Origin of the sequence: Liquorilactobacillus capillatus DSM 19910 (assembly GCF_001434915.1) — a bacterium.
GTDB lineage: Bacteria > Bacillota > Bacilli > Lactobacillales > Lactobacillaceae > Liquorilactobacillus > Liquorilactobacillus capillatus.
In genome coordinates, this window is sequence record NZ_AZEF01000027.1 from 198,533 (window position 1) to 214,898 (window position 16,366).

Below are 16,366 nucleotides of genomic sequence, written 5' to 3' on the forward strand. Positions count from 1 at the left end.
GAGGGAGGTCTATGAAGTTAAGTTATATTGGAGCCCTGCTCGGGTTCTTGGTTACTTTCAGTTGGATTTTCTTTGGTTTTTGGAAAATGGTCCTAATTCTAGCTGCTATTCTCATTGGGAGTGCACTCGGTGCTTGGCTTGATTTACAAGGGATCACTTTAAAAGGAATGCTTATAAAACTACTAGATAAGTTAACTAATTAGGAGGAAAAATAATGGTTGAAAATAAAAATGCTGAACAATTAAAAACAAAGCTAACTTTTGATGATCAAGTTATTAAGAAAATTGCAGGTATCACAACTAACCAAGTGGATGGGATCATCTCCCTTGATGGTAACGTCTTCACTGAACTAACTGACCGCCTAACTCCTGGTTCAGATTCTACCAAGGGGATTGCCGCAGATGTTGGTGAACAACAAGTTGCACTTAAATTAGAAGCAACTATCGAGTATGGTAAGAATGCTACTCAAATTTTTAGAGAAGTTCTTAGTAAAGTACGACAAGCCTTAACCGAAATGACCGGTTTAACTTTAGTCGAATTTGAATTGCATATCAATGATGTTAAAACTCGTGCTGAGATGAAAAATGAAAACAGCGCAAAAGAATAATAATTTGGAGCTGTATAAGGACCTCCCCTAATTTCTTACGGCTAGATGTGCTGTAATCCTTTCGGGAGGTTTATTTTAGTCTTACCGCCTACTCTAAAACAAGCATTATCTTTTTTCGAATCATTAGCTAGCAAATATTTTTAAGCTTAAGGAGATGTCAACATGTCAATTTATAACTTTGAGGTAACCCTTGAAAACGGTGAATCATATCGTTTAGAGCGCTATCAGGGGCACCCTTTACTGATCGTGAACACAGCAACTAAGTGTGGACTCGCTCCGCAATTCAAAAAGCTTGAACAATTATATCAAACCTATCAAGATAAAGGCTTAGTAGTTCTAGGCTTTCCTTCAAATCAATTTCACCAAGAATTAGCCGATAGTCACGAAGCAGCCGTAGCTTGTCAAACAACTTACGGAGTTACTTTTCCTATGCACCAAATTAATGATGTTAATGGTTCTAAAGCCCTTCCCTTATTTAAATATTTAACGACTCAGGAAAGCGGTATAGTCAATAAAGCAATTAAATGGAATTTCACTAAATTTTTAATTGATAAACATGGTGAAGTCATCAAACGTTATGCTCCAACCACAGATCCTTTGAAAATTGCTCCCGCACTCGATCAGCTATTTCAATAGTACTTTTTTTAACTTAATTGATTAATAAATTACTCATTAATATAATTTTTTTGTTCTTTAGTCTTGTAATTCGTATACCGACATACTATACTTTAATTGTTAGTTAATTGCTATCTAACACTAGGCTATGAGTGGGGTTGCTCATTGCCTTTTTTATTTTATTGTAAAAGTGAGATTTTCACTTATTATTTATATCCGCGCGACTAACTTATATTTTTTATTGCTCACACTAATAGACGATAATAAAAAGAGGCTGGTCAAAACTTACTTTGCCCTAAACCTCTTGCTTATTTCATATAAAATAATCTCTAACTAACCTCGTATGATTGTTCCACCAAACAACGATCTTCATAGCGTCTAATTAGAACTCATACCCAACTAAATCAATACTTTTACTCATATTTAATGTAGCGAGGTAATAAAAGTAATCAGTCCAAAAAATATTCCTGGAAAATTAGCCCAAAAGACTGGCCAATCGCGGTTCATTTTAAAATAGGCATAAACACACCAAAATGTACAGTTAAGCGCCGCTACTAACGGCTGAATCGGATTACCATAATTACCTTGTAAATTGTTCATAATCTGTGGAATGTAAGAAACATACATTAGTACCGCTAATACGGTTGCTACTCTGCCTAGAATTTGAATAAACCTTGCTTCCTGCTTCAAAAAAGAACCTCCTCAGGCTTTCATCTTATTCGACTTACTATTTTATTTATTGCTCTTCATCCGTCTTTAACACAGCCATAAAGGCCTCTTGGGGTACTTCAACTGTTCCAACAGCCTTCATCCGTTTTTTACCACGCTTTTGCTTTTCTAACAACTTAGCACGTCTATCAGGATCACCCGTGTGAATTTTAGCTGTTACATCTTTACGGTAAGCTTTGATATTAGTTCGTGCGACTATTTTTGCACCAATCGCAGCTTGAATTGGTACCTCAAAGTTCTGTCGCGGAATAATTTTTTTCAAGCGCGATGCAATCGTTCGACCGCGTTCTGCTGAAAACTGTCGGTGTGAGATAAAACTCAGCGCGTCAACCTTAGCTCCATTCAGTAAAATATCTATTTTGACTAAATCACTAGGTCTTGTTCCATCAACTTCATAATCAAGTGATGCGTACCCGCGTGTACTTGATTTCAGTTTATCAAAGAAATCAAAGATAATTTCTGATAAAGGCATCTCATAAATAACGTTCACACGGTAATCATCTAGGTAATCCATTGTTAAAAAATTACCACGTTTACGTTGACATAACTCCATTACTGCACCTACGTAATCATTGGGAACCATAATCGTTGCTTTTACAAATGGTTCATTGATTTGCTTAATACTAGAAACCTCTGGCATTGAGGCTGGATTATCAACTTTTTTATGTGTTCCATCTGTTAACTCGACATCATAGGTTACAGATGGTGCTGTTGTAATCAGATCCATATTAAACTCACGCTCAAGCCGTTCTTGCACCACATCCATATGCAATAACCCTAAAAAGCCACAACGAAAACCAAAACCTAACGCCTGGGATGTTTCAGGTTCAAATTCTAGAGCCGCATCATTTAACTGTAGCTTTTCCAAAGCTTCACGCAGATCGTTATATTTTGCATTATCAGTTGGATACAAACCAGAATAGACCATTGGGATCATCTCACGATAGCCCTCAAGTGCTTTTTCTGCTGGATGAGCTACGTTCGTAATAGTATCCCCAACACGTGTATCTTGAATATCCTTGATGCTGGCTGTTAGATAGCCTACATCACCGGCAATCAAAATATCCCGCTTAAGTGGCTTGGGTGAATTAACGCCAACTTCAGTAACCTCATATTCAGTTTGAGTATTCATTAACCGAATTCGATCGCCAGGCTTTACCATGCCCTCAAAAACCCGAATACTCAAGACAACACCCCGATAGTCATCATAAACTGAATCAAAAATCAATGCTTTGAGCGGTGCATCCAATTGACCCGTCGGTGCAGGAACCTCACTAACTACTTTTTCAAGAATTTCTTCAATCCCGATTCCTCTTTTAGCACTAGCAAGAACTGCACCTGATGCATCGAGCCCAATAACATCCTCAATTTCCTGCCGAACTTCTTCTGGACGAGCAGAAGGAAGATCGATTTTATTAATAACCGGAATAATTTCAAGGTCATCATCAATGGCTAAGTAAACATTAGCCAAGGTCTGGGCTTCAACTCCTTGCGCAGCATCGACAACTAGGACTGCACCTTCGCAGGCAGCCAGACTCCGTGAAACCTCATACGAAAAATCAACATGTCCTGGAGTATCAATTAAATGAAAAATATACATTTCTCCGTTTTTAGCATGATAATGCAATTCAACTGCATTTAATTTGATCGTTATCCCACGTTCTCTCTCAAGCTCCATCGAGTCTAAAAGCTGATTTTTCATTTCACGTTTCGAAACGGTGTCAGTCATTTCAAGAATACGATCAGCTAAGGTTGATTTACCATGATCAATATGTGCAACAATGGAAAAATTGCGAATGTGTTTTTGACGCTCTTTCATTTTTTCAATATCCATTCGTATTTCCTACTTTCTCTCAATCAAATAAGATTAATAAACTAAATTCAATTATACCAACGGTAGCATCTAAATACAATTAGGCTTGTTTTTACATCCACAATAAAACCTAATAAAGAGCCCTGAAATATCCTCGCAACAGGACACTCAAGACTCTTTAATTTAAGTTGAGACTATCGTCTTTTACGCTTCTTTAGTTTTTCAAAAAAAGATTCCTCACCCGTAACTTCTTCACCACTAGCTTCTGCAAAAGCCTTTAAAGCCTCTTTCTGCTTCTGGTTAAGATTCTTAGGTGTTTTCACCTTCACAGTCACATGTTCATCGCCATTACCATCGCTGCGTAACTTAGGTGCACCTTTACCGCGAAGTCTAAACGTCGTTTCCGTCTGTGTTCCGGCCGGGATCTTCATCTTAACATCCCCATGCACCGTCGTAACCATTACTTCGTCTCCCAATGTCGCCTGAACGAAACTGATTGGTAAATTAAAGTAAATTTCAGATCCTTCACGTTCAAAGGTCTTACTTGGTTTAACATTGAAGACAATATACAAATCGCCGTACGGCCCACCATTTTCACCAGCTTCTCCTTGACCTTGCAGACGCATTTGATTACCGTCTTCAACGCCAGCTGGAATATTAACTTCGACTTTGTGTTTTTCACGAGTAATACCTTCACCACCGCAAGTTGAACATTTTTCTTTAATAATCTTGCCCTTGCCATGGCAAACATCACACTCTTGCTGGGTCATTACACGACCCAACGGTGTTTGACGAGCGACTTGGATAACTCCTGTACCGTTACACTTCGAACAAGTCTCGACTGCTGTTCCTTTTTTAGCACCGCTGCCGTTACAAGTCTTACATACCGCACTGCGGGTGTATTCAATACTTGTTTTCTTTCCAAAAACTGCTTCTTCAAATGTAAGTGTCATCTCATACTGCAAATCTCTTCCTTGACGTGGTGCATTTCGTGAACGTGATGAAGCACCGCCACCAAAAAAGGAGCTAAAAATATCTTCAAAACCGCCAGCGCCGCCACCAAAATCACTAAAGCCGCCAAAGCCACCAGCACCACCGCCAAAGCCCTGCTGTCCGCCAGTTGAACCATACTGATCATACTGTGCTTTTTTCTGCGGATCACTTAAGATTTCGTATGCCTCATTGACCTCTTTGAACTTTTGTTCTGCACCTGGTTCCTTATTTAAATCAGGATGATATTTCTTCGATAATTTTCGATATGCTTTCTTGATTTCAGCAGCAGAGGCATCTTTTGAAACACCTAAAGCCTCATATGGATCTCTGTTTTCTGCCATTTTTTTCCTCCAATAATATAATTAAGAAGTTTAACTAGAACTAGCGTACCATAAGCGATGATAAATAAAAAGTCAAAGTCCAAACCGGCCTTTGACTTTTTATTTATTTGTCCCTACGACTATTTCTTATCGTCTGGGTCGACCTCTTTAAAGTCACCATCCACAGTTTCATCATCTTTATTATCACCCTTAGCAGCATCACCATCTTTACCAGCTTGAGCTTGTTGTGCTTCTTGAGCCTGTTGATAAAGTTTAACTGATAAATCTTGGATGATCTTATTCAAATCATCTTTCTTAGTCTTCATATCTTCAGTATTATTAGCTTCTTGGGCTTTCTTCAAAGCGTCACGGGCATCTTCTGCTTTCTTGATCTCTTCATCAGAAACTTTGCCCTTGACATCCTTCAATGTCTTTTCTGTTGTAAAGAGTAGTTGATCAACTTCATTCTTCAAATCAACTTCCTCTTTGCGTTTCTTATCGTTATCTTCGTTTTCTTTAGCTTCTTTAACCATTCGTTCGATCTCTTCATCAGATAAACCGGATGAACTCTTAATCGTAATTTTTTGTTCTTTGTTTGTCCCCAAATCTTTAGCAGATACATTAACAATCCCGTTTTTATCGATATCGAATTTAACTTCGATCTGTGGTACACCCCGTGGTGCAGCTGGAATATCAGTTAACTGGAAGCGACCCAGTGTCTTGTTATCGGCAGCCATTGGACGTTCACCCTGTAAAACATGGATGTCAACAGCTGGTTGATTATCAGCAGCAGTTGAGAAGACTTGTGACTTACTTGTTGGAATTGTTGTATTACGGTCGATCAACTTAGTGAAGACACTACCCATTGTTTCAATTCCTAATGATAATGGTGTTACATCAAGTAAAACAACGTCTTTGACATCCCCAGTAATTACCCCACCTTGAACTGCAGCGCCAAGTGCAACAGCTTCATCGGGATTAACTGATTGATTTGGCTTATGATTTGTTTCAGCTTCAACAGCCGCTTGAACAGCTGGGATCCGTGTTGAACCACCAACCAAAATAACTTCATCAATATCAGACATTGATAAGTTTGCATCCTTCAAAGCATTACGAACAGGAATCTTTGTCCGTTCAACTAAATCAGCAGTTAATTCATCAAATTGAGCACGGGTTAAGTTCTTCTCTAAATGTAATGGACCATTTTCACCAGCAGTAATGAATGGCAAACTGATTTGTGCACTTGAGATTCCTGAAAGATCTTTCTTAGCTTTTTCAGCAGCATCTTTCAAACGTTGCATTGCCATCTTATCATTGGATAAATCAATACCATTTTCTTTCTTAAATTCGGCAATCAACCAATCCATAATCTTCTTATCGAAATCATCACCACCAAGGTGTGTATCTCCATTAGTTGAAAGAACTTCAAAAACTCCGTCACCTAATTCAAGGATCGAAACATCAAAAGTTCCACCACCAAGATCAAAAACTAAGATTTTTTCATCTTTATCAGTTTTATCCAAACCATAAGCCAAAGCTGCAGCTGTTGGTTCATTAACGATTCTTTCAACTTTCAAACCGGCGATCTTACCAGCATCTTTAGTAGCTTGGCGTTGAGCATCGTTAAAGTAAGCTGGAACTGTAATAACTGCTTGTGTAACATCTTCACCCAAGTAAGATTCAGCGTAATCTTTAATGTATTGTAAAATCATTGCTGAAATTTCCTGTGGTGTATATTCCTTATCTTCAACTTTAACCTTATACCCTGCTTCGCCCATATGACGCTTGATAGATGCTACTGTATTAGGGTTAGTAATTGCTTGGCGTTTTGCCACTTCACCAACTTGTGTCTCACCATTTTTAAATGAAACCACTGAAGGCGTTGTCCGGTTACCTTCTGGATTAGCAATAATTTTAGCTTCCTTGCCTTCGAGAACGGCAACGGCAGAGTTAGTTGTCCCTAAATCAATTCCAATAATCTTTGACATATAATCTCAACCTCTTTTAATTTATTTTTTTATTGCGCAACTACAACCATTGCTGGTCTTAGTACGCGATCCTTTAACATATATCCATCTTGAAATACTTCAACGACCGTTTCAGATTTCTGACCTTCTTCAGCCTGGACTGATTTTACGGCCTGATGCTTAGTTGGATCAAAAGATTGGCCCAGAGCATCAATTTTAATGATGTCATTCGCAGTCAGTGCTTTCTCCATGTCCTTATAAACAAGTTCGATTCCATGTTTGATTTGCTTAGAAGCTTCATCTTCGACCTCAATTTGCAAAGCACGGTTCAAGTTATCAATAACTGGTAAAACATCTTTAGCCAGGTTCTGTCCGTCATACTTAAGTAGCTTTTCTTGCTCTTTTTTAAAACGAGTATGCATATTAGCCATCTCTGCTTCAGCTCGAAGATATTTATCTTCCATTGCAGCATACTTTGCTTGCATTGCAGCTATTTTTTGCTGTAGATCTTGATTTTTAGCTGCAGGAGAAGCTTCCTTTTCGGTTGTAGCTTCGTCTTCGACCTGTTGCTTTTTCTCATGATCAGTTGTATCAGTGGCAGTTTGTTCTTCTTTTAAAGCTGTTTCACCTTGATCTTCAATATCTTGTGCATTCTTTTTATCCTTCTTATTATCTTTGGACAAGTGAACACCCCTTTTCCTTAATCATCATATGAATTATAATAATCTAGCAATCTACTTGCCAATTCTTCACGCAATGTCCCGAGCAGTCCGATCATCTTTGAGTAGGGCATATTGGTTGGCCCTAGCAGGGCAATCAACCCTTTGCCATGTTGATCAACATCGTAAGTTGCTGAAATCAAACTGTAATTGGCAAGTGATCTATTTATCAATTCTTTACCGATTTTGACCTGAATATTCTCACCTGAGTTATTAATTAAACCATTAATATCATCATAACGGTCAATCAATGAATACAAGGCCTTGATCTGCTCAACATCGCCACTTTCAACAAAATTCAGTAAATTCAGCTTCCCACCAATAAAGAATTGATCCTGTGCTGCTTTATCCAAAACTCTGCCAAAAACATCTAGAAAGCCGCGCGGTTGGTGAACATAATGCAGCAGCAATGGAATGCTCTCCTGTAGTTTTTCAACAACTTGGTTGATTGGTACACCACTAACTTGATCATTAATTACCCGGACCATCGCTTCGAGCTCTTCACCGCTAATATACTTAGGTAAATTAAAGATCTGGCTCTCAACGGCTCCATCACTCATTACAAGGATAACCATCACCCGCTGTTGACCCATTGGCATAATCTTAAAACCTTGTAAGAAAATATCTTGGGATTCAGGTCTAAAAGCAATTGCCGTATAGTTCGTCATCTTAGATAGAATCTGCGCGGACTCAGCTAAAATCTCATCGCTCTTAAAAAACTGACTGCCAAAAGATGCTCGGATATTCTCAAGGCTCTGTTTATCAACCGTATCAGGCTTAACCAAGTTATCAACGTAGTAGCGATAACCCTTTAGTGAAGGGACTCTTCCAGAAGAAGAATGCTCTTTATTTATAAGTCCCAAACGTTCCAGAACTGACATTTCATTTCGAATAGTTGCTGAACTAACGTGCATCGGTAACTGCCGCTCCAGAGCTTTTGAGCCTATTGGTCGACCAACATCGGTGTAATCTTGAATAATTGCCTCAAGAATCAGTAACTGCCTCTCTGTTAGCATCACAATCACCTCGTTTACCGCTTAGCACTTAACCTCTTTGAGTGCTAAGTCAATTATTAATATACAAGAAGTTTGTACATAAGTCAAGAATAGTCAACAAATATCCGTCACACTTAATAATCAAGCTTACTCAAAATATCTTTCTGTGGCTTGTTTATCATGTTCCAGTTGTAAGATTAGGCTTTGTGCATTGGGAAACCTAACCTGCTCACGTAATTTACAATACCACTCAACAACGACTTGTTCGCCATAGACCATTTCTGAAAAAGCCAACAGGTTTATTTCGACAGTTTGCTGTTGTCCTACACCAAAAGTTTCATTTCGTCCGATCGAGGCCATCCCTATAACCGTTTTTCCAATAATTCTTACTTTGACCGCATAAATTCCTTCACCTGGAATTCGTTCATCAGTCGGTATCCTCAGATTAATCGTTGGATAGCCTAGCTTACGACCACGTTGCTTACCATGAACAACAACACCGCTTGTTTGGTAAATATACCCCAGCAACTTATTTGCATCCCTTAATTTTCCTTCATCAATATCTTGCCTAATCGTTGTTGAACCAACCTTAAAACCTGCTTTTTTTAAGTGTGGGATTGTAATAATCTTAAAACGATCTCGCCCATAATCCGCAAGTGTCGTCATATTAGCGATTTCTTTTTTCCCATACGTATAATCTGCACCTGCTACGACCGTAACTGCGTTTAAACCCACCATATATTTATCAACAAATTCTTGTGGTCCCATAGGAACGATTTTGTCATTCAATGCCACAACGTAGGTAATGTCTGCACCTAATTTAACAAATAATTCCAGTTTACGTTTTAAGGGAGTCAGATATTTTACGCTTGTTTGTGGAACACCTTGAAAAGCAATTGAAGGGTGTCGGTCTAGAGTCATTATAGCAAGCTTGATCCCCTTTTTCTGTGCCTCCTGTTTCGCTTTTTCTATTACCCGTTGATGCCCGAGATGAACACCATCAAAAAAACCTAATGCCAGAACAATCGGTCCAGGGTAGATAGTCTTGCTATTAAATGGCTCATCTAAATAAATTACTTGCACGTTACTTTTCTCCTTCAGTCAAGTCAATCATTTGTTCAGGCTGATAGCGTTCTTCGGCTTGATTAAAGCGATAGATTGCCCTAGCCTTTTCTGCGTACATCAATACGATAAACGGGCGCTGCTCATCCTGTAAATAGCGCGGCAATAAAAAACCACCGTTCTGCACGATCCGCCACTGTTCTTCTGTTAGTTTATGATGTGGAAACTTTGTAAGCGCATGGTCAGCTGGAAATAAATACTGCTCGAGCTCACCTTTTACCGCAGCTGCACTTAAATCAGCCAGCTTGACTGCCTGACTAATTTTAAAACCACCGCTCGCTAAGCGCGTAAGTTCCGACATCACCGCAGGAACACCAAGTTTTTTACCTAGATCAACTGCTAAAGTTCTAACGTAAGTTCCCTTACCACAGCCTACCTCAAAATAAATTTTTTGCTGACCCTGTTCGTTATCGAAAGTCGCTGCCCTTGCCTGCTTAAAATAAGTAACCGTGATCTTTCTACGTGGGCGTTCGACACTCTCGCCCGCACGCGCATAATCATATAACCGACGACCCTTAACTTTGATTGCTGAATACATTGGTGGAATCTGGATCAAGTTTCCCGTTAACGACTGCATTGCTTCATCGATCGCAGCCGCTGTAACCGGCTTAGCTAATCGCTGCTGTGCAATGATCTCGCCCTCAAGATCTTCCGTAGTTGTTGCCATTCCAAGCGTAATCTCTCCAAAATAAACTTTACCTGAATCCATTAAGTAATTAACAACCTTGGTTGCCTTACCAACACAAATTGGCAGTACACCATCAACATTCGGATCAAGTGTACCGCTATGCCCAACCCGCTTATTTTTTAAAATCTTACGACATTTAAAAACACAATCGTTGCTTGTCATGCCACGTTCTTTATATAAAGGTATGATGCCATCCATTAGTTACCTCCAGCAATAATACATTAATATTTTTATTTTACTACAAAACAGAAAAGAAGTGTGCTAATTAGGCGTTAGTCTGTGAGCATTAACGGTAAATTAGTTATAGCATTTGACTATAACTAACTAGCAGTTAAGCAGAGAAGATTGCCTACATTGAAACACGTTAAAGAAGTGTGCTAATTGGGCGTTAGTCTTTGAGCATCAGTGCCCATAATTATTTTTATGATGCTAATTAAAATAAAGGAGCCAGACCAAAAATAATTTTTGATCCAGCATCCTCTTTTTTATATTCAAAATTGCGGGACTCAACTCATTCAAAGCAACATTACTCTTCTGAATGATGCAGTTTGTTTAAGAGTCGGTCAATCTTATCACCGTACTGTACTGACTCATCACGCGCAAACTTAATTTCGGGTGTAACATAGATACTCAATCTTGCACCTAACTCACGGCGAATCAATCCAGTTGCTTTATTCAAGCCAATCTGTGTTTTTTCTCCATCAGATGCAAGTTCAGATAAAATACTGTAATAAATCGTTGCTTGCTGCAAATCACCTGTTACTTCAACCCCAGTAATCGTTACACCCTTGACCCGTGGATCACGGACACGCTTTAAAAGGATATCACTAACTTCTTTTTGGATCTCTTGTGCTAAACGCCCAACACGATAGTTTTGAACCATTATGTTTCCCCCCTTATGCTATAAATATTTTCTTTAATCGGCGGGAACTTCTTCCATTACGAAAGCTTCAACTTGGTCGCCAACTTTAATATCATTGTACTTTTCAATCATTAAGCCACATTCAAAGCCCTGCTTAACCTGTTTAACATCATCTTTAAACCGTTTTAAGCTTGCAAGCTTACCTTCATAAATAACAATTCCTTCGCGAATAATCCGAACACCACTATCACGTTCGATATATCCATCAGTAACATAACCGCCACCAATCGTTCCTAACTTAGAAACTTTATAGGTTTCACGAATTTCAACCTGACCGATAACCTTTTCTTGATAAACTGGTTCCAGCATTCCTTTCATCGCAGTCTCAATTTCATCAATTGCCTGATAAATGACACGATGCAAGCGGATATCTACCTTGTCACTATCTGCCTGGGATTTAGCCTGCGGTGTTGGTCGGACATTGAATCCAATAATAATAGCATTTGATGCTTCAGCTAAAGTAACATCACTTTCGTTGATTGCACCTGCTGCCTGATGAATAATATTGACTCTTACGCCTTCAACTTCAATCTTTTTCAGGCTACCTGCCAAAGCTTCAACTGAGCCCTGCACGTCAGCCTTGATAATAACATTAACTTCTTTTAACTCGCCCTCTTTAAGTGAATCAAACAAGTTATCCAAAGTAACATGATGAGTATTACTACGTTCCTTGATCAATGCACGTTTTGCTCGTTCTTCACCAGCCGCACGTGCTGTCTTTTCATCTTCGAAGACAATAAAGCGATCACCTGAATCAGGTACATCATTCAAACCAGTAATTTCGACTGGTGTTGCTGGCAGAGCCTTTTGGATCTGCTGTCCCTTGTCATTGATCATTGTTCGTACACGTCCAAATGCGTTACCAACAACGATTGGATCTCCAACATGCAAGGTTCCTTGTTGAACCAAGAGGGAGGCCACGGTTCCTTTGCCTTTATCCAGCCGTGCTTCAATAACAGAACCCGCACCATGTTGTTTAGCATTCGCACGGAGTTCAAGTACTTCTGCTTCAAGCAGGATCATATCCAATAATTCATCTAAGTTCTTGCCAAATTTAGCTGAGATCTCAACAAAAATCGTATCTCCGCCCCAATTTTCAGGAATCAATTCATACTCTGTCAATTGTTCCATTACATGATTAGGGTTAGCTCCTGGCTTATCAATTTTATTAACGGCGACAATAATTGGCACTTTAGCTGCTTTCGCATGGTTGATCGCTTCGATTGTCTGTGGCATAACACCATCATCCGCTGCAACTACTAAAACAGTAATATCAGTAATATCTGCACCACGCGCCCGCATATTAGTGAAGGCCGCATGTCCTGGAGTATCAAGGAAAGTAATTGTTTTGCCATCATGCTTTACTTGATACGCACCTATATGCTGGGTAATCCCGCCAGCTTCACCTTCTGTTACATGCGTATGACGTAGCTTATCCAGCAGAGTTGTTTTACCATGGTCAACGTGTCCCATAATTGTAACGACAGGAGGACGTGGAACTAAGTGTTTCTTATTTTCTTGTTCCTCTTCGAAGAATTTATCAATGTCAGCTACATCGACCTCAATCTTTTCTTCAGCCTTAATACCATAATCGGCTGCTAAGATTTCAATAGTATCTTTATCTAATGACTGGTTTTGGTTAACCATAACCCCCATCATAAAGAGTTTTTTAATGATTTCAGCTGGCTCACGATGGATTTTCTTAGCAATAGCAGCTACATTCATCCCAACCGTATAAACAAGCGTTTCTGGCAATGGACGATCCTTACGTGGTGGAACAGCTGGCTTCTTATTTTCCTGACGGCGATTGTTCTTCTTATTTTTTCGTCTCTTCTTGTTACTAAACTTATTTTGACTGTATGGATTATAACGGTTATTGCCAAAACGGTTATTGTTGCTCGAACGATTTCCTTGTGTCTGGCGTTGGCCACTATTACTGCTGCTTTGGCGTTGACTGCTACTACTGCTGCTTTGGCGTTGGCTACTATTACTGCTACTTTGACGCTGACTGTTGCTACGTTCTTGCGACTTAGCTGAACTATTATTAGTAGTATGATGTTTCTGTTGTGTATTACTCTGTTGCTTATTATTGCTGGTGGCATTTGTGTTAGTTCTTTTTGTTTTTAGGGTCTGATTATTTTTATTAGAAATAGACTTTACCTCATTCTTATGATTATTTGTACGGATATTCTCCGTTTTCTGCTGAGTATTGCTAGCACGATGCTGTTGTGGCTGCTGCCCGTTTTTACCTTTGGGATGAACTACAACCGGCTTGGTGCTTTTGACACTCTTTGTATCTTTTTTAGTTAAAGCTTCCCGCAATTGCCGTTCTTCATTCTCACCAATCGTTGACATATGATTGCTGACTGAAAAACCCTTTTGCCGTGCAGCATCAATAACTGCCTTACTATTGAGCTTTAATTCTTTAGCTAGTTGATAAATTCGCTTTTTACCCATACGTTCACACTCCTAACTTCCTGAATTGCTTTATCTTGGCTATTAACCATTAATTCGCAAAGATTACTCTCGTTCTAATAATATAGTAATTTTTCGACTAAAGCCACTATCATCAACTGCAATGAGTTTGCGGCTAATACCGATTGCGTTACTTAATTCAGCTTGGGTAAAACTGCTATCCATTGCAATCTGATAACTATGACATTTATTTGTGTATTTTTTTAGGGTCGCTTCAGAACTATCACTGGCAACAAAGACAAAGTATGTTTTCTTATTACGAATATTTTTTAAAACATTTTCATCTCCGGTAGTTAGCTTACTGGCTCGCCGTGCAAGTCCCAGCAACTGAAGAACCTTTTGCCTATTTTTCATTTCCAAATAGTTCACGCCGTGCTGCTTGGTGATCAACATATTCAACCAATTCCGTGTAAAACGCAGCTGGGATCTCTGTTTCAAAAACCTTATCGAAAGTCCGTTCAGCCTGCGCTTTTTTAGCAATGGCAACATCTAAAAAGATATAAGCTCCACGTCCAGCCTTTTTACCCGTTGGATCAAGGCTGACTTCATTTTCTTTATTCTTAACAACGCGGACCAGTTCCTTTTTAGGCTTCATTTCACCTGTTACAATATCTTTTCGCATTGGTATCTTGCGCTTGTGAGCCATTAAAATACCCCCCTTAGTTATTGTCAGTTGTTTGATTTGCTACTTCTTCCTCATTTTCATCCTCAGCACTTGAATCAAATTCTGTTTCAGATTTGATATCAATCTTAAATCCAGTAAGTTTAGCTGCTAAGCGTGCATTCTGACCTCGTTTACCGATCGCAAGGGAAAGTTGATCATCTGGGACGACAACAGTACAAGCACGTTCATTTTTAGGATCAAAAACAACATTTAAAACTTCGGCTGGGTTCAAAGCATTGCTGATAAATTCTGCTGGGCTATCACGCCATTCAACAATATCCATATTTTCACCCTTCAGTTCATTTACAATAACTTGAACACGTTCACCGCGAGGCCCAACACAGGTTCCTACTGGATCAACACCCTCACTATTAGAACGAACTGCAACCTTGGCACGATCACCTGCTTCACGGGCAATTGAAACGATTTCAACTGTGCCATCAAAAATCTCAGGAATTTCTTGTTCAAATAAACGCTTGAGGAGATCTGGATGTGAGCGGCTAACAAAAACTTGTGGCCCCTTCGAAGTATTCTCAACTTTGTAAATATAAACTTTGATACGGTCATGTGGCTTATATTCTTCACCTGGAATTTGATCTTGATGGGAAAGAACAGCTTCAACACGTCCCAAGTTCACATAAACATACCGGTGATCATGACGTTCAACTTCACCTGTAACAATTTCGTTTTCATATTGGATATACTCATCATAAATAATACCACGTTCAGCCTCACGGACACGCTGCATAATAACCTGCTTAGCTGTTTGAGCAGCGATCCGCCCAAAATTCTTTGGAGTTACTTCAAAACGAATCGTATCACCAACCTCGTACGCCTTATTAATCTCAAGTGCTTCTTTCAAACTAACCTCTAACCGTGAATCAAAAACTTCGTCAACAACTTCACGAACAGCATAAACATGAATATTTCCACCTCTTTGGTCGAAATCAACTTCAACATTTTGGGCTTGTCCATAGTTACGTTTATAAGCTGAAACTAGAGCCGCTTCAAGAGCTTCAAGTACAACTTGTTTTTTAATACCTTTTTCCTCTTCTAATGCGTCCAAGGCATTCAATAGTTCCTTACTCATCTTACTTTTCTCCTTAATAATAATTAAAATTTGATAGCCAAGCGAGCTTGGGCAATCTGTTTACGGTTTATTTCAATTGTTTTTTGACGTGTTTTATCCATGTATGCAAGCGTTAATGACTCATCATTCAGATCGACTAATGTCCCCTCATAGACCTTTGCACCATTTAACTGTTGATATAGTGATACATGAATAAACTTATTGAGTGCTCTTTCAAAGTCACGTGGTTTCTTCAGTGGACGTTCAGCCCCTGGTGAAGAAACTTCAAGATAATATGCTTGAGGAATCGGATCCGGGTCGCAAGCGTCAAGCTTTTCACTCAGCTGATCACTTACCAAAGCACATTCTTCAATATTAATCCCATCTTCTTTGTCGATAAAAACACGCAGATACCAGTTTTTACCTTCCTTTACAAATTCAATATCGACTAATTCGAAATTATTTGCCTCCAAAATAGGTGTAACTAGCTCAGTAACTGTCTTCACTACGGTACTCACGCATTGACCTCCCTATAACTTCTCCGATTCTACTGTTTACTTCAGTAGTTGCAATAAAAAGAGCGAGCATCACTGCTCACTCTTAACGAGTTATCTAATTACACTGTTGATTTTAACATAAAAAAGCGGTCTAAACAACTGTAGGCACTG

General features: G+C 39.2%; 17 protein-coding genes. 3 read left to right on the forward strand and 14 right to left on the reverse strand.

What is annotated here, in order from left to right; all coding sequences use genetic code 11:
• The first annotated feature begins 11 nt into the window (after positions 1 to 11).
• The 3 genes from FC81_RS06610 to FC81_RS06620 all read left to right on the forward strand — a co-directional run bounded on the left by FC81_RS06610 (position 12) and on the right by FC81_RS06620 (position 1,243).
• On the forward strand, positions 12 to 203 hold the full coding sequence (locus FC81_RS06610; protein WP_057744601.1) for a DUF2273 domain-containing protein: 192 nt from the start codon (positions 12 to 14) through the stop codon (positions 201 to 203).
• Between the two features lie 11 nt (positions 204 to 214).
• Entirely contained in the window at positions 215 to 607 is a 393-nt protein-coding gene (locus tag FC81_RS06615; protein WP_057744602.1) for an Asp23/Gls24 family envelope stress response protein, read from the forward strand.
• 162 nt (positions 608 to 769) lie between these two features.
• Positions 770 to 1,243: a glutathione peroxidase gene (locus FC81_RS06620; RefSeq protein ID WP_057744604.1), complete on the forward strand. Its 474-nt coding sequence runs from the start codon at positions 770 to 772 to the stop codon at positions 1,241 to 1,243.
• A 402-nt stretch (positions 1,244 to 1,645) separates the two neighbouring features.
• Here the strand turns inward: FC81_RS06620 and FC81_RS06625 are convergent, their stop codons facing one another.
• From FC81_RS06625 to rimP, 14 genes are all read right to left on the reverse strand, one after another.
• On the reverse strand, positions 1,646 to 1,912 hold the full coding sequence (locus FC81_RS06625; protein ID WP_057744607.1) for a SemiSWEET family transporter: 267 nt from the start codon (positions 1,910 to 1,912) through the stop codon (positions 1,646 to 1,648).
• Positions 1,913 to 1,958: 46 nt separating this feature from the next.
• Positions 1,959 to 3,785, reverse strand: coding sequence for a translation elongation factor 4 (gene lepA, locus FC81_RS06630; RefSeq protein WP_057744610.1), 1,827 nt, complete (start codon positions 3,783 to 3,785; stop codon positions 1,959 to 1,961).
• A gap of 173 nt (positions 3,786 to 3,958) precedes the next feature.
• The gene (gene dnaJ, locus FC81_RS06635) at positions 3,959 to 5,098 is read right to left on the reverse strand and encodes a molecular chaperone DnaJ (protein WP_057744612.1); all 1,140 of its coding nucleotides are present in this window, start codon (positions 5,096 to 5,098) and stop codon (positions 3,959 to 3,961) included.
• Between the two features lie 119 nt (positions 5,099 to 5,217).
• Positions 5,218 to 7,065: a molecular chaperone DnaK gene (dnaK, locus tag FC81_RS06640; RefSeq protein WP_057744615.1), complete on the reverse strand. Its 1,848-nt coding sequence runs from the start codon at positions 7,063 to 7,065 to the stop codon at positions 5,218 to 5,220.
• Between the two features lie 29 nt (positions 7,066 to 7,094).
• On the reverse strand, positions 7,095 to 7,727 hold the full coding sequence (gene grpE, locus FC81_RS06645; RefSeq protein WP_083478779.1) for a nucleotide exchange factor GrpE: 633 nt from the start codon (positions 7,725 to 7,727) through the stop codon (positions 7,095 to 7,097).
• Positions 7,728 to 7,744: 17 nt separating this feature from the next.
• Positions 7,745 to 8,779: a heat-inducible transcriptional repressor HrcA gene (gene hrcA / locus FC81_RS06650; protein WP_057744617.1), complete on the reverse strand. Its 1,035-nt coding sequence runs from the start codon at positions 8,777 to 8,779 to the stop codon at positions 7,745 to 7,747.
• Positions 8,780 to 8,905: 126 nt separating this feature from the next.
• A complete protein-coding gene (ribF, locus tag FC81_RS06655) occupies positions 8,906 to 9,841 on the reverse strand; it encodes a riboflavin biosynthesis protein RibF (protein WP_057744620.1) in 936 nt (311 codons plus the stop codon).
• Position 9,842: 1 nt separating this feature from the next.
• Positions 9,843 to 10,766 (reverse strand): tRNA pseudouridine(55) synthase TruB, encoded by a 924-nt coding sequence (truB, locus tag FC81_RS06660; protein WP_057744623.1) that lies wholly within the window; start codon positions 10,764 to 10,766, stop codon positions 9,843 to 9,845.
• A 328-nt stretch (positions 10,767 to 11,094) separates the two neighbouring features.
• A complete protein-coding gene (gene rbfA, locus FC81_RS06665; RefSeq protein WP_057744627.1) occupies positions 11,095 to 11,451 on the reverse strand; it encodes a 30S ribosome-binding factor RbfA in 357 nt (118 codons plus the stop codon).
• A 33-nt stretch (positions 11,452 to 11,484) separates the two neighbouring features.
• Complete coding sequence (gene infB / locus FC81_RS06670) at positions 11,485 to 13,947, reverse strand: translation initiation factor IF-2 (protein ID WP_057744630.1); 2,463 nt, start codon at positions 13,945 to 13,947, stop codon at positions 11,485 to 11,487.
• A 63-nt stretch (positions 13,948 to 14,010) separates the two neighbouring features.
• Positions 14,011 to 14,319 carry a L7Ae/L30e/S12e/Gadd45 family ribosomal protein gene (locus tag FC81_RS06675; protein WP_057745070.1) on the reverse strand — a complete coding sequence of 103 codons (309 nt, stop codon included), beginning with the start codon at positions 14,317 to 14,319 and terminating at the stop codon, positions 14,011 to 14,013.
• Entirely contained in the window at positions 14,309 to 14,611 is a 303-nt protein-coding gene (rnpM, locus tag FC81_RS06680) for an RNase P modulator RnpM (protein WP_057744632.1), read from the reverse strand. Before rnpM ends, FC81_RS06675 begins: the two co-directional genes overlap by 11 nt.
• Positions 14,612 to 14,624: 13 nt before the next feature.
• A complete protein-coding gene (gene nusA, locus FC81_RS06685) occupies positions 14,625 to 15,719 on the reverse strand; it encodes a transcription termination factor NusA (protein ID WP_057744635.1) in 1,095 nt (364 codons plus the stop codon).
• Positions 15,720 to 15,742: 23 nt separating this feature from the next.
• Positions 15,743 to 16,216 (reverse strand): ribosome maturation factor RimP, encoded by a 474-nt coding sequence (gene rimP, locus FC81_RS06690; protein WP_057744638.1) that lies wholly within the window; start codon positions 16,214 to 16,216, stop codon positions 15,743 to 15,745.
• Positions 16,217 to 16,366 lie beyond the last annotated feature (150 nt).